28 protein-coding genes are annotated in these 19,680 nt (G+C 72.8%); 17 read left to right on the top strand and 11 right to left on the bottom strand.

Annotated features, from left to right (window positions below; all coding sequences use genetic code 11):
- Window positions 1-26: 26 nt before the first annotated feature.
- The 4 genes from ACLQ2W_RS28645 (at window position 27) to ACLQ2W_RS28630 (ending at window position 5,931) form a co-directional block, all read left to right on the top strand.
- Entirely contained in the window at window positions 27-944 is a 918-nt protein-coding gene (locus ACLQ2W_RS28645) for a RecB family exonuclease (protein WP_425790309.1), read from the top strand.
- 732 nt (window positions 945-1,676) lie between these two features.
- Window positions 1,677-2,360, top strand: a complete 684-nt coding sequence (locus tag ACLQ2W_RS28640; protein ID WP_425790307.1) for a response regulator — start codon at window positions 1,677-1,679, stop codon at window positions 2,358-2,360.
- A gap of 257 nt (window positions 2,361-2,617) precedes the next feature.
- Window positions 2,618-3,385, top strand: coding sequence for an ABC transporter ATP-binding protein (locus ACLQ2W_RS28635; protein WP_425790305.1), 768 nt, complete (start codon window positions 2,618-2,620; stop codon window positions 3,383-3,385).
- Window positions 3,385-5,931: an ABC transporter permease gene (locus ACLQ2W_RS28630; RefSeq protein ID WP_425790303.1), complete on the top strand. Its 2,547-nt coding sequence runs from the start codon at window positions 3,385-3,387 to the stop codon at window positions 5,929-5,931. Before ACLQ2W_RS28635 ends, ACLQ2W_RS28630 begins: the two co-directional genes overlap by 1 nt.
- Before the next feature lie 42 nt (window positions 5,932-5,973).
- Here ACLQ2W_RS28630 and ACLQ2W_RS28625 read toward each other — a convergent pair whose 3' ends face one another.
- The 3 genes from ACLQ2W_RS28625 to ACLQ2W_RS28615 form a co-directional block, all read right to left on the bottom strand.
- The gene (locus ACLQ2W_RS28625; protein ID WP_405094042.1) at window positions 5,974-6,612 is read right to left on the bottom strand and encodes an HAD family hydrolase; all 639 of its coding nucleotides are present in this window, start codon (window positions 6,610-6,612) and stop codon (window positions 5,974-5,976) included.
- Window positions 6,613-6,727: 115 nt separating this feature from the next.
- Window positions 6,728-7,477, bottom strand: coding sequence for a neutral zinc metallopeptidase (locus ACLQ2W_RS28620; protein WP_425790300.1), 750 nt, complete (start codon window positions 7,475-7,477; stop codon window positions 6,728-6,730).
- Window positions 7,478-7,562: 85 nt separating this feature from the next.
- A complete protein-coding gene (locus tag ACLQ2W_RS28615; protein ID WP_425790299.1) occupies window positions 7,563-8,060 on the bottom strand; it encodes a hypothetical protein in 498 nt (165 codons plus the stop codon).
- 56 nt (window positions 8,061-8,116) lie between these two features.
- Here ACLQ2W_RS28615 and ACLQ2W_RS28610 point away from each other — a divergent pair, with 56 nt between their 5' ends.
- The gene (locus ACLQ2W_RS28610) at window positions 8,117-8,533 is read left to right on the top strand and encodes a hypothetical protein (RefSeq protein WP_281940739.1); all 417 of its coding nucleotides are present in this window, start codon (window positions 8,117-8,119) and stop codon (window positions 8,531-8,533) included.
- A gap of 4 nt (window positions 8,534-8,537) precedes the next feature.
- Here the strand turns inward: ACLQ2W_RS28610 and ACLQ2W_RS28605 are convergent, their stop codons facing one another.
- The gene (locus ACLQ2W_RS28605) at window positions 8,538-8,717 is read right to left on the bottom strand and encodes a hypothetical protein (RefSeq protein ID WP_281940737.1); all 180 of its coding nucleotides are present in this window, start codon (window positions 8,715-8,717) and stop codon (window positions 8,538-8,540) included.
- 52 nt (window positions 8,718-8,769) lie between these two features.
- Complete coding sequence (locus ACLQ2W_RS28600) at window positions 8,770-8,925, bottom strand: hypothetical protein (protein ID WP_425790296.1); 156 nt, start codon at window positions 8,923-8,925, stop codon at window positions 8,770-8,772.
- 52 nt (window positions 8,926-8,977) lie between these two features.
- Between ACLQ2W_RS28600 and ACLQ2W_RS28595 the strand changes: the two genes are divergently transcribed.
- Genes ACLQ2W_RS28595 through ACLQ2W_RS28565 form a run of 7 tightly spaced genes read left to right on the top strand, consistent with a single transcriptional unit; the run spans window position 8,978 to window position 12,169 of the window.
- A complete protein-coding gene (locus ACLQ2W_RS28595) occupies window positions 8,978-9,637 on the top strand; it encodes an HNH endonuclease family protein (protein ID WP_405094038.1) in 660 nt (219 codons plus the stop codon).
- 42 nt (window positions 9,638-9,679) lie between these two features.
- Window positions 9,680-9,850: a hypothetical protein gene (locus tag ACLQ2W_RS28590; RefSeq protein ID WP_425790294.1), complete on the top strand. Its 171-nt coding sequence runs from the start codon at window positions 9,680-9,682 to the stop codon at window positions 9,848-9,850.
- Window positions 9,847-10,185 (top strand): hypothetical protein, encoded by a 339-nt coding sequence (locus ACLQ2W_RS28585; RefSeq protein ID WP_425790292.1) that lies wholly within the window; start codon window positions 9,847-9,849, stop codon window positions 10,183-10,185. The genes ACLQ2W_RS28590 and ACLQ2W_RS28585 overlap by 4 nt, the downstream gene beginning before the upstream one ends.
- Entirely contained in the window at window positions 10,182-10,619 is a 438-nt protein-coding gene (locus ACLQ2W_RS28580) for a MerR family transcriptional regulator (protein WP_425790290.1), read from the top strand. The genes ACLQ2W_RS28585 and ACLQ2W_RS28580 overlap by 4 nt, the downstream gene beginning before the upstream one ends.
- Window positions 10,603-10,899 carry a hypothetical protein gene (locus ACLQ2W_RS28575; protein ID WP_425790288.1) on the top strand — a complete coding sequence of 99 codons (297 nt, stop codon included), beginning with the start codon at window positions 10,603-10,605 and terminating at the stop codon, window positions 10,897-10,899. The genes ACLQ2W_RS28580 and ACLQ2W_RS28575 overlap by 17 nt, the downstream gene beginning before the upstream one ends.
- Window positions 10,896-11,231 (top strand): YnfA family protein, encoded by a 336-nt coding sequence (locus ACLQ2W_RS28570; protein ID WP_405094037.1) that lies wholly within the window; start codon window positions 10,896-10,898, stop codon window positions 11,229-11,231. The genes ACLQ2W_RS28575 and ACLQ2W_RS28570 overlap by 4 nt, the downstream gene beginning before the upstream one ends.
- A 2-nt stretch (window positions 11,232-11,233) precedes the next feature.
- Window positions 11,234-12,169 (top strand): alpha/beta hydrolase family protein, encoded by a 936-nt coding sequence (locus ACLQ2W_RS28565; RefSeq protein ID WP_425790286.1) that lies wholly within the window; start codon window positions 11,234-11,236, stop codon window positions 12,167-12,169.
- A gap of 57 nt (window positions 12,170-12,226) precedes the next feature.
- On the opposite strand, the gene ACLQ2W_RS28560 is transcribed toward ACLQ2W_RS28565, so the two are convergent.
- Both ACLQ2W_RS28560 and ACLQ2W_RS28555 read right to left on the bottom strand, forming a co-directional pair.
- Window positions 12,227-13,030: an alpha/beta fold hydrolase gene (locus ACLQ2W_RS28560; protein ID WP_425790284.1), complete on the bottom strand. Its 804-nt coding sequence runs from the start codon at window positions 13,028-13,030 to the stop codon at window positions 12,227-12,229.
- A gap of 31 nt (window positions 13,031-13,061) precedes the next feature.
- Window positions 13,062-13,727, bottom strand: a complete 666-nt coding sequence (locus ACLQ2W_RS28555) for a DUF4097 family beta strand repeat-containing protein (protein WP_425790282.1) — start codon at window positions 13,725-13,727, stop codon at window positions 13,062-13,064.
- 232 nt (window positions 13,728-13,959) lie between these two features.
- Here ACLQ2W_RS28555 and ACLQ2W_RS28550 point away from each other — a divergent pair, with 232 nt between their 5' ends.
- Window positions 13,960-14,688 (top strand): helix-turn-helix domain-containing protein, encoded by a 729-nt coding sequence (locus ACLQ2W_RS28550; protein ID WP_425790280.1) that lies wholly within the window; start codon window positions 13,960-13,962, stop codon window positions 14,686-14,688.
- Between the two features lie 85 nt (window positions 14,689-14,773).
- Here the strand turns inward: ACLQ2W_RS28550 and ACLQ2W_RS28545 are convergent, their stop codons facing one another.
- From ACLQ2W_RS28545 to ACLQ2W_RS28530, 4 genes are all read right to left on the bottom strand, one after another.
- Complete coding sequence (locus ACLQ2W_RS28545; RefSeq protein WP_425790278.1) at window positions 14,774-16,276, bottom strand: FAD-binding oxidoreductase; 1,503 nt, start codon at window positions 16,274-16,276, stop codon at window positions 14,774-14,776.
- 122 nt (window positions 16,277-16,398) lie between these two features.
- Window positions 16,399-16,869 carry a hypothetical protein gene (locus tag ACLQ2W_RS28540; protein ID WP_425790276.1) on the bottom strand — a complete coding sequence of 157 codons (471 nt, stop codon included), beginning with the start codon at window positions 16,867-16,869 and terminating at the stop codon, window positions 16,399-16,401.
- 244 nt (window positions 16,870-17,113) lie between these two features.
- Entirely contained in the window at window positions 17,114-17,404 is a 291-nt protein-coding gene (locus ACLQ2W_RS28535; protein WP_425784715.1) for a hypothetical protein, read from the bottom strand.
- Entirely contained in the window at window positions 17,401-17,721 is a 321-nt protein-coding gene (locus ACLQ2W_RS28530) for a hypothetical protein (RefSeq protein ID WP_425790274.1), read from the bottom strand. Before ACLQ2W_RS28530 ends, ACLQ2W_RS28535 begins: the two co-directional genes overlap by 4 nt.
- 432 nt (window positions 17,722-18,153) lie before the next feature.
- Between ACLQ2W_RS28530 and ACLQ2W_RS28525 the strand changes: the two genes are divergently transcribed.
- From ACLQ2W_RS28525 to ACLQ2W_RS28510, 4 genes are read left to right on the top strand one after another with little or no spacing between them, the layout of a single operon-like run.
- The gene (locus ACLQ2W_RS28525) at window positions 18,154-18,555 is read left to right on the top strand and encodes a hypothetical protein (protein ID WP_425790272.1); all 402 of its coding nucleotides are present in this window, start codon (window positions 18,154-18,156) and stop codon (window positions 18,553-18,555) included.
- Window positions 18,552-18,998, top strand: coding sequence for a hypothetical protein (locus ACLQ2W_RS28520; protein ID WP_425790270.1), 447 nt, complete (start codon window positions 18,552-18,554; stop codon window positions 18,996-18,998). The genes ACLQ2W_RS28525 and ACLQ2W_RS28520 overlap by 4 nt, the downstream gene beginning before the upstream one ends.
- Window positions 18,999-19,009: 11 nt before the next feature.
- On the top strand, window positions 19,010-19,189 hold the full coding sequence (locus ACLQ2W_RS28515) for a hypothetical protein (RefSeq protein WP_425790268.1): 180 nt from the start codon (window positions 19,010-19,012) through the stop codon (window positions 19,187-19,189).
- Window positions 19,189-19,635: a DUF3307 domain-containing protein gene (locus ACLQ2W_RS28510; RefSeq protein WP_425790266.1), complete on the top strand. Its 447-nt coding sequence runs from the start codon at window positions 19,189-19,191 to the stop codon at window positions 19,633-19,635. The genes ACLQ2W_RS28515 and ACLQ2W_RS28510 overlap by 1 nt, the downstream gene beginning before the upstream one ends.
- Window positions 19,636-19,680: the final 45 nt, after the last annotated feature.

Genomic DNA, 19,680 nt, shown 5'->3' with positions numbered 1-19,680 from the left:
CACACCGGTGGCCTAACCTTCCGGGCATGACGGCGGAACCGGTGATCGACACGCAGGGCGACCCGACGGCGGCACCGACGCCGGTCACGGTGCGGGCGTCGTTGTCGCCGTCGCGGGCGGCCGACTTCAAGACCTGCCCGCTGCTCTACCGGTTCCGCAGCATCGACCGGCTGCCGGAGCGCCCCACGGTCGAGCAGGCCCGGGGCACGCTGGTGCACGCCGTGCTGGAGCGGCTGTTCGACCTGCCGGCCCCGGCACGCACCCCGGAGTCGGCCGGCGATCTGGTCGCCCCGCAGTGGGACCGGCTGGTCACCGAGGAGCCGGAGCTGGCGACGCTGTTCGCCGACGACGACCCGGTCGGCGTGGAGGGCTTCCTGCGGTCGGCGGCGGGGCTGCTGGAGGGCTACTTCGCGGTGGAGGACCCGCGCCGCCTGGAGCCGGCCGAGCGCGAGGCGTTGATCTCCGCGGTGGTCGACGACGAGCTGCTCATCCGCGGCTATCTCGACCGGCTCGACGTGGCCCCGGACGGCGCGCTGCGGGTGGTCGACTACAAGACCGGCGGCGCGCCGCGCGAGGCGTTCGAGGCACGGGCGCTGTTCCAGCTCAAGTTCTACGCGCTGGTGCTGTGGCGGACCCGGGGCGTGGTGCCGCGGGTGCTGCGCCTGCTCTACCTCAAGGACGCCGAGGTCTGCGACTACGCGCCCGACGCCGACGAGCTGGTGCGCTTCGAGCGCACGGTGGTGGCGCTGTGGCGGGCGATCGAGCAGGCCACCGCGCGGCAGGATTTCCGTCCCCGGCCGAGCCGGCTCTGCGACTGGTGCAGCTACCAGGCGCTCTGCCCGACCTTCGGCGGCACGCCGCCGCCGTTCCCGGTGGCCGCCGCCGCGCCCGACCCGCTGGTGGACGCCCGTTCCCGACCGGCCAGCCCCGGCGCCGACGAGTGAGGCCCGTCCCCGCCGGTTGAGCCCCCGGGGCCCGGATCCGTCGACGGGCGGGTCGTCCCCGCTACGCCAGCGCAGCGCCCACCCCGCCCCTGCCCGGGCGCCCCGATCCACCAGGGCAGCGCGCCCACCCATCCCGCCCGTGCGCGCCTTCTCCTCTCCCACCCACGCCCGCCCGTGCGCCCCACCCGACGCCGCGCGCCCGCCTCTCTCCCCCCGGGCATGGCCCCGCTTTCCCGGAAAGTGGGGCCATGCCGGCGCTGATACCCACGCTTTCCCAGAAAGTGTTACTCCGCTCCGGACGGGCTCGCTTCTCCCGACGGCGGGTCACGCGGACCCGATGGGACCGCTTTCGGGGAAAGCGTGCGTCAAGAGACCTCAATGAGCACGCTTTCCGTGAAAGCGGGCGCCCAGGAGCCCTCATGGGCACGCTTTCCGTGAAAGCGGTGGGTGGAGCCGGCGGGCGGGGCGGGTGAGCGCGGGGCGGGGCAGGGCGGGGCAGGGCGGGGCGGGTGAGCGCGGGGCAGGGCGGGACGGGGCGGGTGGGCGGCGGTGGGTGGGGCGATTGGATCGGATCCGGTGCGGTCGGTATGCGGGAACCGGTCGCCCTCTACGGTGGGTTCCTGCGGACCGGTCGACGCCCGGCGGTGGTCCCCGGGTGTGTGCGCCCGGCGACCGCCGCGTCCGGCCGACCCGGTTCCGGGCTGACCGCCGTCCAGCACGACGAGGGAGACGATGACCGACGCCGCCGCGCCCCGACCGGTTCGGGTCCTGCTCGCCGACGACCAGCCGTTGCTGCGTGCCGGGTTCCGGATGGTGCTGGGGGTCGAGGACGACCTGGACATCGTGGGCGAGGCGGGCGACGGCGTGGAGGCGGTGGAGCTGTCCCGGCGGTTGCTGCCCGACGTGGTGCTGATGGACATCCGGATGCCGCGGATGGACGGGGTGGCCGCGACCCGGGCGATCGTGGACGCCCGACTGCCGGTACGGGTGCTGGTGCTGACCACGTTCGAGTTGGACGAGTACGTGGTCGGCGCGTTGCGCGCCGGGGCGAGCGGCTTCCTGGCCAAGGATGTGCCGGCGGAGGATCTGGTGACCGCGATCCGCACGGTGGCGGCCGGGGAGGCGGTGGTGGCGCCGCGGATCCTGCGCCGGCTGTTGGACCGCTTCGCCGACGTGCTGCCGGATCCGGCGGCCAGCCGGCCGCGGGTGCTGGACCCGCTGACCGACCGGGAGCGGGAGGTGCTGGTGCAGGTGGCGCGCGGGCTGTCGAACGCCGAGATCGCCCGGGCGCTGTCGGTCAGCGAGACCACTGTCAAGACGCACGTCGGGCACGTGCTGACCAAGTTGAAGCTGCGGGACCGGGTGCAGGCGGTGGTCCTGGCGTACGAGACGGGGCTGGTGCGGCCGGGGAAATAGGTGGCGGCGCTCACGTACCGTCACCAACGGCGGCGGCGTGGGGTTGACCGTGACGCGGCGTGAGGTTCTACCGTCGGCGTCGCCGGTCGGTCAGGGATCACCCTGAGCCGGCCTGGGGGGCGACCCTCACCGGAAGTTCGGCACGGATTCCGCCCGGGGTCGGACGGTTCCGGGGCCGGCGGCACCGAGGATGGAACTGCCGCACCGACCAGCGGGGGCGGTGCGGATCAGCAAGCCAGACGGAAGAGGTAGATGACGTGACCGCGACGGTAGGCCGGCAGGCGCAGGCCGCGGCCCGGGCGAACGACGTGTGGAAGGTGTACGGCAGCGGCGAGGCGCAGGTCATCGCGCTGCGGGGGGTGAGCGCCGAGTTCGAACGCGGCCGGTTCACCGCGATCATGGGGCCGTCGGGCTCGGGCAAGTCGACGTTGATGCACTGCCTCGCCGGTCTGGACTCGGTGACCCGGGGCACCGTGATGATCGGTGAGACGACGGTGACCGGGCTCAACGACTCGGGTCTGACGAAACTGCGCCGGGACAAGGTCGGTTTCATCTTCCAGCAGTTCAACCTGCTGCCGACGCTCACCGCGCAGGAGAACATCCTGCTGCCGCTGTCGATCGCCGGCCGCAAGGCCGACCCGGCCTGGTACGACACGGTGATCGACACGGTCGGGCTGCGGGATCGGCTCGGGCACCGCCCGGCGCAGCTCTCCGGCGGCCAGCAGCAGCGGGTGGCGTGCGCGCGGGCGCTTGTCGCCCGCCCCGAGGTGATCTTCGCGGACGAGCCGACCGGCAACCTGGACTCCCGGTCCGGCGCCGAGGTGCTGAACTTCCTGCGCAGCTCGGTACGCGAGCACGGCCAGACGATCGTCATGGTGACCCACGACCCGACCGCCGCCGCGTACGCCGACCGGGTGGTCTTCCTGGCCGACGGGCAGATCGTCTCGGAGCTGATCGAGCCGACCGCCGACACGGTGCTGGACACGATGAAGAAGCTGGACGCGCCGGTCGAGGTGGGCAACTGATGTTCCGGGCAACGCTGAAGAGCCTGCTGGCGCGCAAACTGCGCCTGCTGCTGTCCGGGCTGGCGGTGGTGCTCGGCGTCATGTTCGTCTCCGGCGCGTTCGTTCTCACCGACACGCTGGGCCGCTCGTTCGACGCGGTCTTCGCCGACGCCTACGCCGACGTGGACGTGAACGTGGCGGCGAAGCCGAAGGTCGAGGTCTCCGAGACCGAGGGCGAGCAGGTGGCCGGCCCGGTGCCGGCGTCGCTCGTGGACCGGGTGAAGGCGGTGCCGGGCGCGGCGGACGTGCGCGGCGTGGTGGCGGCCGACGGCGCGCGGCTGATCGGCGGCAACGGCAAGGTGGTCACCTCGTTCGGGCCGCCGCAGCTGGGCGAGAACTGGCTGGGCGAGAGCGACCTGGTGTCGTTGCGCGAGGGGCGCGGCCCGCAGGCCGACGACGAGATCGTGGTCAACGCCGCGCTGGCGAAGGCGGCCGGCGTGCGGGTCGGTGACCGGGTCGGCGTGTTGACCCTGTCGCCGAAGAAGGAGTTCACGCTGGTCGGCGTGTTCGGCTACAGCGGTGGCCGGGACTCCGTGGGCGGCGCGAACGAGGTCGCGTTCACCACGCCTGTCGCGCAGCGGTTGATGCTCGGCAAGCCGGACGTGTTCTCCAACGTCACCGCGCGGGCGGACGGCACCACGCCGGAGGCGCTGCGTGACGAGGTGTCCGGCGCGCTGGGCGGCGCCTACGACGTCAAGACCGGCGACCAGCTCGCCGACGACGCCTCGGCCGGGCTGAAGGAGGGGTTGTCGTTCTTCAACAAGATCCTCCTCGGTTTCGCCGCGGTGGCGTTGCTGGTCGGCACGTTCCTGATCCTCAACACCTTCTCGATCATCGTGGCCCAGCGCACGCGTGAGCTGGCGCTGATGCGGGCCATCGGGGCCAGCGGCCGGCAGGTCATCGGCTCGGTGGTGCTGGAGGCGGTCGCGGTGGGTCTGATCGCCTCGGTGCTCGGCCTGGCCGCCGGCATCGGGGTGGGCGCGCTGCTGGCGTACCTGTTCGGGAAGCTCGCCGGTGGTCTCACGCTGGCCGGGCTCGGGGTGCCGCCGGCGGCGGTGATCGGCGCGTTCGCGGTCGGTCTGCTGATCACGGTGGTCGCGGCGCTGCTGCCGGCGCTGCGCGCCGCGCGGATCCCCCCGATCGCCGCGATGCAGGACGTCGCCACGCCGGACCGGCCGCTGACCAAGGTGACCGTCGGCGGCGCGGTGGTCACCACGGTCGGCGCGGTGCTGCTCTTCCTCGGCCTCAGCGGCAACGCCGGCGGCAACACGCTGGCGACCATCCTCGGCGGCGTGCTGTTCGCGTTCATCGGGGTGGCGCTGCTGACGCCGGTGATCAGTCGGCCGGTGGTGTCGCTGCTCGGCGCGATCTTCTCCTGGTCGGTGCCGGGCAAGCTGGGCCGGTTGAACTCGGGCCGTAACCCGCGTCGGACCGCGATCACCGCTGCCGCGCTGATGGTGGGCATCGCGCTGGTGACCGGCGTGACGGTGATCCTGGACTCGGCGAAGGGCAGCATCAGCGCGCTCGCCGAGGACCGGATCAAGGCCGAGCTGGTGATCTCCGGCGCCTCGTCCGGGCCGCGTCCGGCGAGCTTCGACGCGGCGGTGTTGGAGAAGACCGCCGCGATCCCGGGCGTGCAGTTGGTCGACGGCGAGTACGGCGACATGGCCACGGTGGGCGGCGAGCGGACCTGGGTGGCGGCGTCGAGCAACGTGGCGGCGCTGGAGCGGATCTTCGGGGCGAAGGCCACCGCCGGTGACATCAGCCGGCTGGCGCCGGACCAGATGCTGCTCAGCTCGGACACCGCGAAGTCCCGCAACCTGTCGGTCGGCTCGACGGTGCCGGTGCAGTTGTCCCGCGGCGAGGCCCGCACGTACACGGTCAGCGGCATCTATGAGAGTTCCCAGCTCACCAACCCGGTGGTGCTGCCGCCGCAGGCGACCGCCGACTTCGCCATCCCGCAGCCCATCCAGGGCTTCGTGCAGCTCGCCCCGGGTACCTCGGTGGGCGCGGTGCAGCCGCAGGTCGAGCGGCTGCTGGCGGACAGCCCGGAGGTGTCGGTGGCGGACCGGGCGGCGTTCATCAAGCAGCAGACCAGTCAGCTCGACACGCCGCTGCGGATGATCCAGATCCTGTTGGCGCTGGCCATCGTGATCGCGGTGCTGGGCATCATCAACACGCTCGCGTTGTCGGTGCTGGAGCGCACCCGTGAGCTGGGTCTGCTGCGGGCGATCGGCCTGCGTCGGGCCCAGACCATGCGGATGATCACGGTCGAGGCGGTGGTGATCTCGATCTTCGGCGCGTTGCTCGGCGTGGTGGTCGGCACCGGTCTCGGCGCGGCGGTGGTGCGGGCGCTCAAGGACGAGGGCATCACCGACCTGGTCCTGCCCTGGGGCCAGATGGTGACGTTCCTGGTGCTGGCCGCGATCATCGGCGTGGTCGCGGCGGTGCTGCCGGCGATCCGGGCCGCGCGGATCAACGTGCTCGGCGCCATCGCCCACGACTGAGGCGCACGGCGGGGCCCCTCCCGGTGGGAGGGGCCCCTCGGCCTACCGGTTCAGCAGCGCGGCGAGCAGCTCCAGGTCCGCCGCGGTGAGGCTCTCCACCTGGTGTACGCCGTCGGTCGGCGGCAGCGGCACCTCGGCCGGTACGGCCAGCACCGCCGCGCCGGCGGCCAGTGCGCTCGCCACGCCGGTCGGTGAGTCCTCGATCGCCACGCACCGCTCGATCGGCACGCCCAGCAGCTTCGCGGCGGTCAGGTACGGCTCCGGGTGCGGCTTGGCCTCGCCAACCTCGTCGCCGCAGACCACCGCGTCGAAGCTGTCCCGGCCGAGGGTCTCCAGCGCGACCTCGACCAGGGACCGGCCGCTGGAGGTGACAAGCGCGGTGGGAATGCCGGCGGCCCGGACGGCGCGCAGCAGCGCCAACGCGCCGGGACGCCAGCGCAGCCCGGTGCGGAACAGGTCGAGGATCCGCGCGCTGATCCAGTCGGCGCTGGCCTGCGGGTCGCGGTCCGGCTGGCCCAGGTCGGCGTGCACGATCCGCATGGAGTCGGCCATCGCGGTGCCGATGATCGCGTGACGGGCCTCGGCGGAGAGCGTGCCGCCGTAGACGGCGGCCAGCTCCTGCAACGCGACGTCCCACAGCTTCTCGCTGTCGACGAGCGTGCCGTCCATGTCGAAGAGCACGGCGGCGGGGTGTGGGCTGCTCAGCGGGGGCCTCCTTCGGTGGGTGTGCCCCACCGATCCTGCCAGCCGGACCCGGCCCGGCCGGCGGCGCCGCCGGCCGGGGTGACCTGTGGCATCAGCCGAGGTCGCACGCCTTCAGCGAGTTCTCGTAACCGGCGAAGAACTTCTCGCTGCGCTGCTCGGCGGTGCCGTGCGCGCCCTCGGCGAACCACGGCTGGTCCGGGTCGTCGCCGACCGCCAGCAGCCCTTCCCGGAACTCGTCCAGGTCGCCGTCCTCCACCTTGAGCGACCCGGCGCGCACGCTGTCGCCCAGGTAGGCCCCGGCCATGCAGTCGGCCTGCAACTCCTGCTGGATGGTGTAGTCGTAGCGGATGCCGAGCCGGGTCTGCACGCCGTGCGCGTACTCGTGGCCGAGCAGGTAGAACAGGAACGCGTCGCCGATCTGCCGGAACGCCGACACCGACCAGTTCACGTCGTAGGCGATGAAGTCGCCGGCCGAGCAGTAGACGGCGTTGTTACGCGGCAGTGGCTGCCCGCCGCAGGACACCTCACCGGCCCGGGTGTACGCCACCACCCGTCGGATCGGCCGGAAGCGTTCCCCGGAGGAGCGGAACTGCGCGGTCCAGTACTGCTCGGCGCCGGCCACCGCGTCGGAGAAGTCCTGCTTGAACTCGGCGACGCTGGTGGTGCCGTCGGCCCGGGTGGTCTCCGCGCCGGGGGACGCCGCTCGCCCGCTGCGCTCGGGGGCGGGCTGCTGCGGCTCGCCCTGGTCGAGCCCGCCGCCCATGCAGCCGGCGGCCACCACCGCGGCCACCACCAGCCCGGCGAGCGGCCCGAGCCGCCGACGTCCCGTCCTGTCCCCCACGACTACCTCCCGGCTGTCCAACCTGTGTTCCGCGCAGTACCCCGGTATCCACCGGCTCTCACGCATCGGCGGCGGCGAACGTTCATCAGGTGTCGACGGCGGTGATCAGCAGCAGCGCCGCGCCGGGGTCGAAGCGCACCTCGGCGGCGCCCGCGTCGTGGTCGGCGCTGCGGTGCCAGCGCACGCCGGCCGGCACGTACCCGGCGAGCGCCGGCCACACCTCGGGCGCCGCGCCGGTCACCGGCGTCCAGGTGTACGCGGCGGCGAGCGCGCGGGCGTCGGCCGGGGTCAGCCGCACCACCGCCTGGTAGCGCCGGTCGGTCGGGCCGGGCGCGCGGGAGCAGGCGAAACTCGGATAGTCGACCTGCCAGTGGATCTCCGGGTACGCGCCGATGCCCGGCACGTCGGCGTCGGTCCACCGCCGGTCGGTGCGGACCTTCGCCTCCTCGGCGGCGACCCGTGCCGCGCAGTCCCGCTCCTCGCCGTCACCGGTGCGGGCCAGCCAGGTCACGCCGCCGCAGGCGGCCAGCAGCGCGACGCCGAGCGCGGCGGCGAGCACGAGGAACCATGATCGTCGGGTCACGCCGGCAGGGTAGCCACCGCCGGCCACCGTGGAGCGCCCCCGGTACAGTCCCGGCCGTGGATCCCGACGTGACGCTCGCCAGCGTCGTCTACTGGCGGCGCAGCCTCTGGAACGGCCGGCGGTGCGTGCCGGTGTTGATGACGCTCGACCAGGGCCGGCTGCGGGCCCGGGACCGGCACGGCGCGGAGGTGTTCGCGGCGCCCGTCGGCCAGGTGCGGGGGCGGTTGACCCGGCTGGGCACGCTGCTGCTGACCGTCGACGGCCGGCGGTACGACGTGGTCGGGCGGGGGTCGGACATCTCGCCGTCGCCCAGCCCCGACCAGCGGCGCGGGCTGGACGAGTTCTGGGCGCACCGGACGCCGCCCTCCGGCGACGGGCCGGGCTTCCTCGACCTGGCGTTCAACGGGGCCGCCGCGTTCCACACCCGGTCCTGGCGGGACGCGCTGGCCCGCGCGGGCGCGGCGGTGCGCTGAGCGGCTAGTCCAGGCCGCGCATGATGTGCGGCTCGCCGTCGTCGTCGCCGAAGCAGCGGTGCAGGATCTGGGCGCGGGCCCACAGGTCCAGGCTGCTCGGCGGGCCGGCCGGCGTCGACCGGACCGGCGCGGCCAGGACGGGGCCCTGGTCGGGCGGCACCTTCGACGTCACCTCGTCGGCCATCTGGCGCCCCTTTCGTCGTACCCCAGGCTCGTCACCGGCCGTCTCGACCGCGTCAATCGGACGGCGCAGGCGTGGACGCGGCGCTGCCGCCTCTTCTGCGAAGGTAGCCCGCCGGGCCGGCCGGCACAGTCGAATTCGTGTCGTCCTCGGGCGCGGCGCCGATGGTCAGGCGATGTTCACCGAGATCGGCCTGGACCATGACGTCCACATCTGTCTATATGGATGGGACAGTCGCGCCATTCCCGTACGGATGGAGTCCCATGTCCCGCAACCTGCGCGCCACGGCCATCAGCCTCGCCGCGATCCTGGCCACCACCCTCGGCCTCGCCCAGCCCGCCCCCGCCGCCGGCTACTCCGCGTCGCTCACCACCGCGGTCGCCGGCCTGTCCGTCGCCACCGAGGTCCGCACCGGTTACAGCCGTGACCTGTTCCCGCACTGGATCGACGCCGACGGCGACGGCTGCCACACCCGCAACGAGGTGCTCTACGCCGAGGCCACCACGAAGCCCACGATCAGCGGCACCTGCACGCTCTCCGGCGGCCGGTGGTACTCCTACTACGACAACGCCACCTGGACGGCCACCGGCGACCTGGACATCGACCACATGGTCCCGCTCGCCGAGGCCTGGGACTCCGGCGCCCGGAACTGGACCACCAGCCGCCGCCAGGCGTACGCGAACGACCTGGGGGACGCGCGCGCCCTGGCCGCGGTGACCGACAACGTCAACCAGGCCAAGGGCGACCAGGACCCGGCCACCTGGCTGCCGCCGTACGCCTCGGCCCGTTGCCGCTACGTCGGCGAGTGGGTGGCGGTCAAGATCCGCTGGCGGCTCACCGTGGACAGCGCGGAGAAGAGCGCGCTGACCAGCTGGGCGAACAACTGCCCGGCCGCCACCATCTCGGTCACCTACGCGTACTGACCGCCTCCGGCGCTCCGGGCCGGCGGCGGCCCGGGGTTGCCGGTGGTCGCCCGGGTCCGTCCGGACAACGTCGCCTCCCGGCGGGTCGCCGAACGCGCCGGGCTGCGCCGCGCCGTCCACCTCGACACCCCCGGCGAGGACGGCCTCGACTGGATCTTCACCATCGGGGACTTGCATCCGGTACCGGGGTACGGGCCTACCGTCGAGGCGTGACCGACGAACCCGGCGCCTCCTGGGTGCCCGACGCCTGCACCCTGCCGACCCCCGACCGGCCGCTGCGGCTGGCCGAGTTCGACCGGCTGTTCCGCGATGCCGTCCACGATGTCGACCGGCGCTCGGCCCGGCACCTGCGGCTGCGCCTCGACACCACGGCCGAGCCGGCCCTCCGGGACCTGATCGCTCGCGAGTCCGCGTGCTGCTCGTTCTTCACGTTCGCGCTCGCCCGGCCGGACGGCGACGCGCTGACGCTCGACATCCGGGTGCCGGCCGCCCACGTCGACGTGCTCGACGCGCTCACCGAGCGGGCCGCGCCCGCGCCCCGACCGTGACGGACCTGCGCAGCGGCCAGCTCGCCGACGCGGTCGGGGTGAACGTGCAGACGCTGCGCTACTACGAACGTCGCGGACTGCTCGACGCGCCACGACGGTCGCCGGGCGGGCACCGGCTCTATCCCGCCGAGACCGTCACGCTGCTGCGGGTCGTCAAGACCGCCCAGCGTCTCGGCTTCACCCTCGCCGAGGTCGCCGACCTGCTCGACGCCGGCCGGCACCGGCCCGGCCGCGACGCCGGCCTGCGGGCCCTCGCCCGGGAGAAACTCGCCGAGCTGGAACAGCGGCTGACGGACCTCACCGTCATCCGCGACACGTTGCGGGCCGCGATCTCGGCCGGCTGCGACGACCTGATCGCCTGCGCCGGCAGCTCCTGCTGCCCGCTGCCCTTCGTCGACCCCGCCGAGAGGACCGACCGTGCCGAACCCCGTTGACCGGCTGCGCCGTCTGCTGCCCACCAGCCTCACCGGGCTCGCCGGCGCGGCCTGCGCCGCGTGCTGCGTACTGCCGCTCCTGCTGGCCGCCGGGATCCTGGCCGGCGGTGGCTGGGCGACCGTGACCCGCTTCCTGCCCGGGACCGCCGTCGCCCTGGCCGGGCTCGCCGGCCTGTCCTGGTGGTGGGCCGCCCGGCGCGGCCACCGCGCCGGTTGCGCGGGCGGCGACTGCGCCTGTCGACCCGGCGGCAAGATCGCCACGGTACGGTCGGACCCATGACCGTCGCGCGATCCATCCTGCTGTTCCTGGTCGCCGCGCTGGCCGAGATCGGCGGCGCCTGGCTGGTCTGGCAGGGCTGGCGGGAGAACCGCGGCCTGCTCTGGATCGCGGGCGGGATCATCGCGCTCGGCGTCTACGGCTTCGTGGCCACGTTCCAGCCCGACCCGAACTTCGGGCGCATCCTCGCCGCCTACGGCGGCGTCTTCGTCGCCGGGTCGCTCGCCTGGGGCATGCTCGTCGACAAGTTCCGGCCCGACCGCTACGACCTCGCCGGCGCGGCCATCTGCCTGGTCGGCGTCGCGATCATCATGTACGCGCCGCGCACGAGCTGACCGTGCTGTTCGCCCCGGAGACGACGGAACTGTCCTTCCGCCACGGCGACGACGTGCTGGTCGGCGACCTGGTCCGGCCACCCTGGCCGGGGCCGTACCCGGCGGTGGTCTTCGTCGAGGGCTCCGGCCCGGGCGGTCGCGACCAGCGGGAGTGGCAGACCCGACTGGCCGCCGCCGGCTTCGCCAGCCTCGCCTACGACAAACCCGGCTCCGGCGCGTCCACCGGCGACTGGACCCGGCAGAGCCTGGTTGACCGGGCCGACGAGACCTTGGCCGCGGTGGCCGCCCTGCGCGCGAGGCGAGACATCGGGTCGTGTCCGGTCGCGTTGATCGGACACAGTCAGGGCGGCTGGGTGGCGCCGCTCGCCGCGTCCCGCTCCCCCGCCGCCGTCGCCGCGGTGGTGAGCGTGTCCGGTCCCGGCGTCGGCGTGGTGGCGCAGGAGGAGTACCGGCTGGGTCACCAACTCACCGCGACGGGCTTCACCGCCGACGACGCCCGTCAGGCGCTGGCACTGTTCCACGAGCAGATCGATCGGGTTCGGGCCGGCGACGACCCGGCCGCTGTGCACGCCGCGCAGGCCCGCTGGCACGAGGCGCCCTGGTATCCGCTGCTCGCCGGCACGTCGCCCGCCTCGATCGCCTTCCTCGCCGGCATCGCCGAGCACGACCCGGAGCCGGCGCTCGCCGCCCTGCGCTGCCCGTTGCTGGCGATCTTCGGCGCCGACGACGTGCAGGTCCCGGTCGGGGCCAGCGTGCGCGCCCTCGACCGGATCCTCGTCGACGCCCGGCACACCGACCACACGATCGTGGTGTTCCCGGGCGCCGACCACGGTGTCCGGGTCCGGGGTGCGCGGGCGCCCGGCTTCGACGAGCTGGTCGTGACCTGGCTCCAGCACCGGCTCTCCCACCGCCGGCGCAACTCCGCGCCGGACCGCTGACCATGACGGTGGCGGTGACCGCCGTCCGACTCGCCACCACCACGTCATGATCGCCCGTCACCGGTCGGTCGTCGCCGCGTCGGCGAGGGCGGCGACCTCGCGGACGGCCGCGACGATGGCCGGGGCGTCCTTCTTGAGCAGCGCGCCGTGGTTGCTGGCGACCTTCGCGCTGATCCGGATGTTCGGGTTGCGGGCGGTCACCGCGTCCAGCCCGGCGCGGATCCGTTCCTGCTCGTCGCCGCGGCTGCCGAGAGACGTGCCCGACGCGACCACGTAACGCACCGGGACGGTGATCCGGTCGAGCACCGGGCCCAGTTCGCGTTCCCGGGACAGTCGGCCGAGCTCGATGTTGCTCTCGGCCTGCTGCGCGGCGCTCATCCGCGGGGTCAGGCCGGTGGGGCGCAGCAGCGGCGTGAACCAGCCCATCCGCTTGAACAGCTTTCGAATCCGCAGCTCCATGGCCTCGTCGAGCCAGTCGTAGGGAAACGCGCCGTCGACCAGGACCGCGCCCACCGTACGGTCGGGATTGCGCTCGGCCCAGTGCGCGCCGACGACGGCGCCGTAGGACCAGCCCACCAGCAGCGCCCGGTGCACGCCCCGAGCCGCGAGCACGGCGTCGACGTCGCGGACGGCGGCGGCGAAGGAGTAGTCCGCCGACCGCTGCGACCGGCCGCGGGCCCGTTCGTCGTAGGTGATGTGCCGCCAGCCGTCGCCCAGGTCGGCGATGACCCGCCGCCAGTAGCCCTGGGTGGCGAACTGGCCGTTGAGGTACAGCACGGGGACGCCGTCGCCGCCGGTGTCGGTGACCGCCAGGGCGGTGTCCTCGACGGGTACCTTCCCGGTCCACGCGTTCTTCATCATGATCCTGCTCCTGCAATTGAGTGGGGATGCGTCAGAGGCTGCGGGCGGTGATGTCGCCGTGCGAGGTGGTGGCCCGGATGTCGAGCACGGGGGCGCCGTCGTTGCGCAGGGCGTTGCTGACGCGGCCGTGGTCGGTGCCGGCGTCCAGGCTGGCCGGGACACCGCTGGCGGCGGCGACGGTGATGTCGCCGGAGCGGGTGCGGAGCACGACCGTGCCGCGTACCGCCTCGGCGATCCGGATGTCGCCCCGCGCGGTGCTGATCTCCGCCGCGCCGGTGAGTCGGCCGATCTCGACGTCGCCGTCGGTCGCGGTCAGGTGCACACTCGCGGCCTCGTCGATTTTCACCTGCCGGTACGCGCCGTCGACGGTGACGTCGCCGAGGCGGCCGACGCCGCGTACCTCGACGGCGCCGGAGGTGGCCTGGAGGTCGGAGCCGGCGGGCATCCGCACGGTGACCTCGACGGATCCGGGGGCGCCGATGATCCGGCCGGCGGGCTCGGGGACGTGGAGCCGCAGGACGCCGTCGGCATAGCTGACGACCGCCTGCTCCGCGCTGCGGGCGTCGCGGCTGCGGGCGGCGTCCGCGGGTCGGACCTCGACGCTGGTGTCGGCGCGGTCCGCGGCGATGACCTGGATACGCCCGGCGGGGACGTCCAGGACGGCGGAGATGGGGGCGGGGGTGGCGAACGTCGGCACGGTGCTCTCCCAGGGTTCCGGTGCTTGTTTCCAACACCGGAAACGCTACGTTGCTTTCCACATTGCGGCAACAGACTCGTTGCACTCAGAGAGCGTTTATCCAGCTCATACCGTTTCAATCATTGCAACAGGCTGCGAGGTAATGCAACATGGCCGACAGCTTCCGTTGCAACAGCCTGGTAGTGAACGCTATGCTGCCCACCGAACGCGGGCCGGACGGGAGGAGTTCGACGTGCCGGGAAGCAGACTCACCCAGCAGGAGCGCCAGCGGATCGCGTCAGGGCTGGCCGAGAGCCTCGCCTACGCGGAGATCGCGCGACGACTCGAGCGTCCGACCTCCACGATCACCCGGGAGGTGATGCGCAACGGCGGCCCCACCGCCTACCGCGCCGAACTGGCCCACCGCGCCACCGAACGTCGCGCCCGGCGGCGCACGACCGCCGCCCTCCGGGGGTCGGAGTCACTCCCCCAGCCGCGAGGACGCGACGCCGAGGCCCTGACCGAGTACGAGGAGACGCTGACCACCGTCCTCCTGGCCTCGGGCCTGCCGACGATGGCTGCCCGGGTCCTGACCTGCCTGTTCACCAGCGACGAGGGCAGCCTCACCGCGGCCGACCTCACCCGGCACCTCCAGGTCAGCCCCGCCTCCGTCTCCAAGGCGATCGCCTTCCTCGCGGGGCAGAGCCTGGTCCGCCGGGAACGCGACGACAGCCGCCGGGAGCGCTACGTCGTGGACGACGACCTTTTTTACCAGGCGACGATCGCCAGCGCACGGGCCAACGACCAACTCGTCGCCGTCGCCCGCCAGGGCGTCGCCCTGCTCGGACCCGACACCCCAGCCGCCGCCCGGCTGGAGAACATCGCCCGTTTCCTCGACTTCATCAGCGAGAACATCACCCGCGCCGCCGAACAGGCCCGCGACATCCTCCGTACCGCTCCCCGGCCGCCCGGGGAGCGGTGAGCCCGCGCGCGACCAGGGCCTCTTTCACAAGGCGGTCGAGCCGAGGCGGAGCCCGGGCAGCGATCCGGCCGGGCGCGGCCCTGGCTCAGCAGGACGCGGGCGGGATGCTCTGCTCGTACTGGAAGACGTTGTGCGGGTCGTACCACGCCTTGAGCCGGCGGAGGCGCTCCACGTTCGGCCCCCAGTACGCCGTCTCCCACTCCTGCATACCGATGTTCGGCACGTTGACGTAGGCGCCGTCCACGTAGGGCCGCAGCGCCTGGCTGAACTCGGCGATCCACGCCTGGGCCGCCGGGGTCAGGGCGTCGCCGCTGTCCGGCACTCCCCGGGTCCCCCAGCCGGCGCCCGGCTCGGAGTAGAAGATCGCGTCGCGGTGCGGGAACGCCGAGCCGCCGGCCGGCTGCTTCGCCTGCGCGCCGACTCCGAACGCCTGGGTGAAGAAGTTGCTGTCGTCGGTGGGCGCGACCGCCATGAACGAGCGGATGATCTCGATCGCCTCCGGCGGGAACGGCCGGCGGGTGAACTGGGAGAAGAACTTCCAGTTCGCCGGTTCGTCCTGGGTCGGGATCTGGAACCCGGCATAGATGTCGCCCCAGCCGCCGATCTGCACCGTGACCTGCGGACTGCCGACCGACAGGACCGGCGCCAGCAGCCTCCGCGCCTCCGCCTCGGTGCCCTCGGCGAGCACACCGAACAGCAGGATCTGCGACCGGTGGATCTCCAACTGGGAGCCGAGGCGCACATCGGTGAACGGCGCGGTGCGCTGCCACCGGTCGAAGACGCCCCGCAGGTCGTCCAGGCCCGACCAGGTCGCCTGGAGGTAGGCGACGCCGCGCAGCGGGGCCACGCGGTAGGTCAGCGAGGTGACGATGCCGAAGTTGCCGTTACCCGCCCCGCGCAGGGCCCAGAGCAGGTCCGCGTGGTTTCTCAGGTCCACCTCGACCGCCCTGGCGCCGTTGGCGCCCGACGCGACGACGACCTCCGCCCCGATCAGGTTGTCGCAGGCCATGCCGAGCCAGCGGGTCAGGAAGCCGAAACCCCCGCCCAGGGTCGCCCCGGACAGGCCCACGCTGCCCTCCGTACCGGTCGTCACCGCGAGACCCTGCTGGGCGAGCGCGGTGACCGCCTCCAACTGGTTGAGCCCGGCACCGACGCGCGCGGTGAGCGCCGCACGGTTGATCTCGGCGGACTTCAGCTCACTGACGTCGATCACGATGCCGTTGTCCACGTTCGACCAGCCCTCAAGGCTGTGCCGGCCACTGCGTACCCGCAGCGCGACGTTGTTCTGCCGCGACCAGGTGAGCGCGTTCACCACGTCCTGGGTGTTCTGCGCGAACACGATGACCAGCGGGTTGCGGACGAACAACTCGTCCCAGCCGAGGCTCGCGGTCGGATAGTCGGGGTCACCGAACCGCACGATGCGGCCGGTCAACTGCGCCGGCGGGCACTCGGCCCAGACGGGCGCCCCGGAGCCGTCGGTGCCGGTGACCGCCTGGGCGGGCCCGCCGAGCACAGCCGGGGCGACGACCGCTCCGGCGCCCACAGCGGCCGTCGCCTGGAGCAGCTTGCGACGCGAGATGTCATGCATGGTCGTGGCCTCTCGATCGGGTCGGCGTGCGCCCTCACGTTAGGACCGGACAGTTGCTCATATAACCGGAAGAGGATGTGAGAACCCTTCCGAGTGATGCCGATCTGGGACAGAATCCGACGTCAGGCGCCGAGCGCCTCGCGCACCGCGTCCAGGAAGGCCAGACGCGGCCACTCGAACAGCTCCCGCGCGTCCTGCCCGTCCGGCACCCCCTCCCACACGGCGCCGTTGAGCACCAGGAAGTACGCCCGGGCGGCGTCGTGCACCGGGATCGGGAACAGCAGGCGGATCATCCGCTCCGCGACCCAGAACTGGTTCATCACCGACTGCGTCTGCGTCGGCCACTCCTCGCCGTCCTCCCACCGGTCGGGGCGGGTGAACGCGTACCGTTCGGCGTCGGCCCCCACCGTGACGAACCGCTCCACCAGCGCCAGCCGCTCGGCCCGCCGGGCCTCCGCCCGGGCCAGATCCTGTCTACGCTGCTCGGTCCGGGCCGCCATCCGCTGGGTCGAATGCTGCACCAGATAGGAGAGCCCGCCGCCGATGGCCACGCCGCCCAACGACGTCACCGCCGCCCACACCTCCACCGCCACGCACGCATGGTCCCCAGCCGGGGCCGACCATGTCCACTCAGGCGGTCGAACCCAATCCCGACGACGTGTTCCACGGGCCCGTAGCCTGGCACCGTGACCCCTCGATTGTCTTCACAATCCATCGATGATCAACGCGGTGGCCGTCTCCATGCCCACGCCACGCCCGACGCCAAACCCAAGTGACGTCGGAGTTCGAGGCCGTCACGGCCCGATCAGGACACCCCTGTCCGGCCAGCAGGCACGATCAGCAGAACCAGCCGTCCTGCACCCAGCCGCGCCGGTTGATGTGACCGTAGGCAAAGCCGTAGACGTAGCCGCCGCTGCGGGGACCCTCGACCAGGAACGTCTGACCCTGATAGAGGGTGCCCATCCAGGCACCGACGGGCTGAGTGCGGACGAACAGGTCACTCGCGCACACCGTTTCCCGCTCCCCGATCGTGCCGTTGGCGGCCTGCGCCGGGGTCGGCATGGCGAGTGTCGCGGCGACGACTGCGACCAGCAGGCCGGCGGCCACCCGGGTGCTACGCCGGCTCACCACGAGTCGTACCCACCGATGCACTCGGCGCGCAGGTAGCCCCAGTCGTTGGGGCCGAAGTCGAAGGAAGCCGCCCACCCGTTGTAGACCGGGTGCGCCCCCGGTGTGTGGCCGATCTTGTTGCCGTAGAACAGGGTGCGCTTCAGGCCGGTCGGACCGCCGGCGGAGTCGTAGTTGGCGTAGAAGCTGGCGCTCTGGCAGATCACGATGGCGTGCCGTGGCACCACCGGGTCGGCCTGGGCCGGCGTGGTGCCCAAGGCGATCGTTGTCGCTCCAATGGCCAACGCGGCGGCAACCGCGCGCTCTCGTCGGGGCATGCCCACCTCCCGTACGGCGAAACTTTCCTACCGGAGACCCTACCGACGGGGTTGATATATGTCGATGGGGAGGTGGTGGCCGAGCGGGCTCCCGAGGTGCCTTCGGTGGCCACCCGGGCGTTGACGGGAGCCGACCTCCTGGCCGACGCCGCCCACCTCGAACCGGACGAACTGCGACGACGTGGAGTGGATCAAGCGCCGAGACCGGGCTACTTGGCGTTGAAGAAATTCCGCTGAGTCCCTGACCTGCGCGAACGTCCGCGAATCTGGCGTTGACCTGCGCAAACAGTCCACCTCAGGTCACGGCGCATCACATGGTTTCACTACCTCTTGTGCCCATGGTGTGCCCAAAAAGTGGGCCCGGCCGGAGCCGCTAACTCCGAACCGGACCACTTGCCCTCAACCCCCTCCGAACAGGGAGCGAGAACCGAAATGCGATCCTCCACCCTCAGCCCGGCCAACACCAACACCCCGGCCGACACCAGCACCACCACCCCCGCCGACCGCGAAGCCGCGTGGAGCCTCATCATCGGCTGCACCGTCATGGGCCTGCCCCTCCCGGAGCAGATCGACCTCTACAGCTTCCACGCCCTGTACCTGAAGTTCGACACCGGCGACACCGGCGCCGTCGACCGGTGGGCCGCCTACCTGGGTCTGCCGGCCGCCGCCCGCAGCGAGCGCGCCCACAGCGTCGACAGCGCGACGCCGCTCACCGGCTACTCCACGCGGATGACCCGGCACCCGAGCCTGCCCGGCTGGTCGGTCAGCGTGTCGTGCAGCGTGCCGGCCACCGCCGACGAGATCGAGGCGGCCCGCGTCGAGGTGACCAAGTGACCGCCCGGGTGATCGGGACCGCCCGCGTGGCGGACCACCTGGCCGACGTCGACACCGTGGCGTTCACCGCCACCAACACGACCGACGGGTTCGTGCTCACCGCCGAGGACCGGGCGAACATCGCTTGGGTGCAGCACCTGCTCGACAACCCGCACGAGGACCCCGAGATGGCCCAGGAGCTGCGGGCGATGGGGGTCGCGCTCCGGCTCATCCGGGACGCGGAGGACGAGGAGCTTCGCGCCGAGCTGACGGCGATCCTGGACGCGCAGCCGCCGGTCGGCGAGTTGGCCGGCCTGGTTGAGCGGGCCACGGTGGAGTCGGCGTGGCGGTGGCTGGACGGCAAGTGGGGCGACCGCACTCCTGAGGCCGACCGCGCCGCAGTGGAGGACGGTCCGCTGACGTTCCAGCGGGTGCCCCGCCAGCGGAACGGTGGGCGGTTCTGATGCCCCGCCGGATGACCGCAGCGGAGGCGGAGCAGGTGGCCGCCGACGCGCTGCTGAGGGGTCTGTCGCGCAGCGAGCAGGGCCGGGAGGCGCTGGCCGCTCTGCCGGCCGTGCACCGGGAGAACCTGTACGGCCTGGCCGCCGCCAACCGGGAGCGGGTCGCCCGCGGCGCGATCGTGGAGACGCACTGATGGGCGCCGCCGACTTCACCGCCGTGTTCGCCGCGCTGTACGCCGGCCACCAGGTCGCCGACCACTGGATCCAGACGCAGCACCAGGCCGACCACAAGGGCCTGCCCGGGTGGGTTGGCCGGTGGAACTGCGTGAAGCACGTGGTCACCTACGGCGCGACGCAGCTCGCCGCGCTCGCCCTGGTCGCCGCAGTGGCCGGCCTGCCGCTGAACCCCTGGACGCTGACCGCCGGGATGGCTGTCAACCTGGCCAGCCACTACATCGCCGACCGGCGCACCCCGCTGTTCCGGCTGGCCCTGGCCACCGGGTCCGCGAGGTTCTGGCGGCTCGGTGCGCCCCGCCCGGACCGGGACGACAACCCGTCGCTGGGTACCGGCGCGTACGCCCTCGACCAGTCGTGGCACATCGGCTGGCTGTTCCTGTCCGCACTGCTCATCGCAGTCTGACCGCCCCCGTGGCCGCCCGGCTCATCACCCGGGCGGCACGCGGAG

The sequence above is a fragment of the Micromonospora sp. DT227 genome (assembly GCF_049841835.1).
In the GTDB taxonomy this organism is placed as follows: domain Bacteria; phylum Actinomycetota; class Actinomycetes; order Mycobacteriales; family Micromonosporaceae; genus Micromonospora.
Note: the sequence above shows the minus strand (reverse complement) of the source record. Positions and strands in the feature narration are given on the sequence as shown.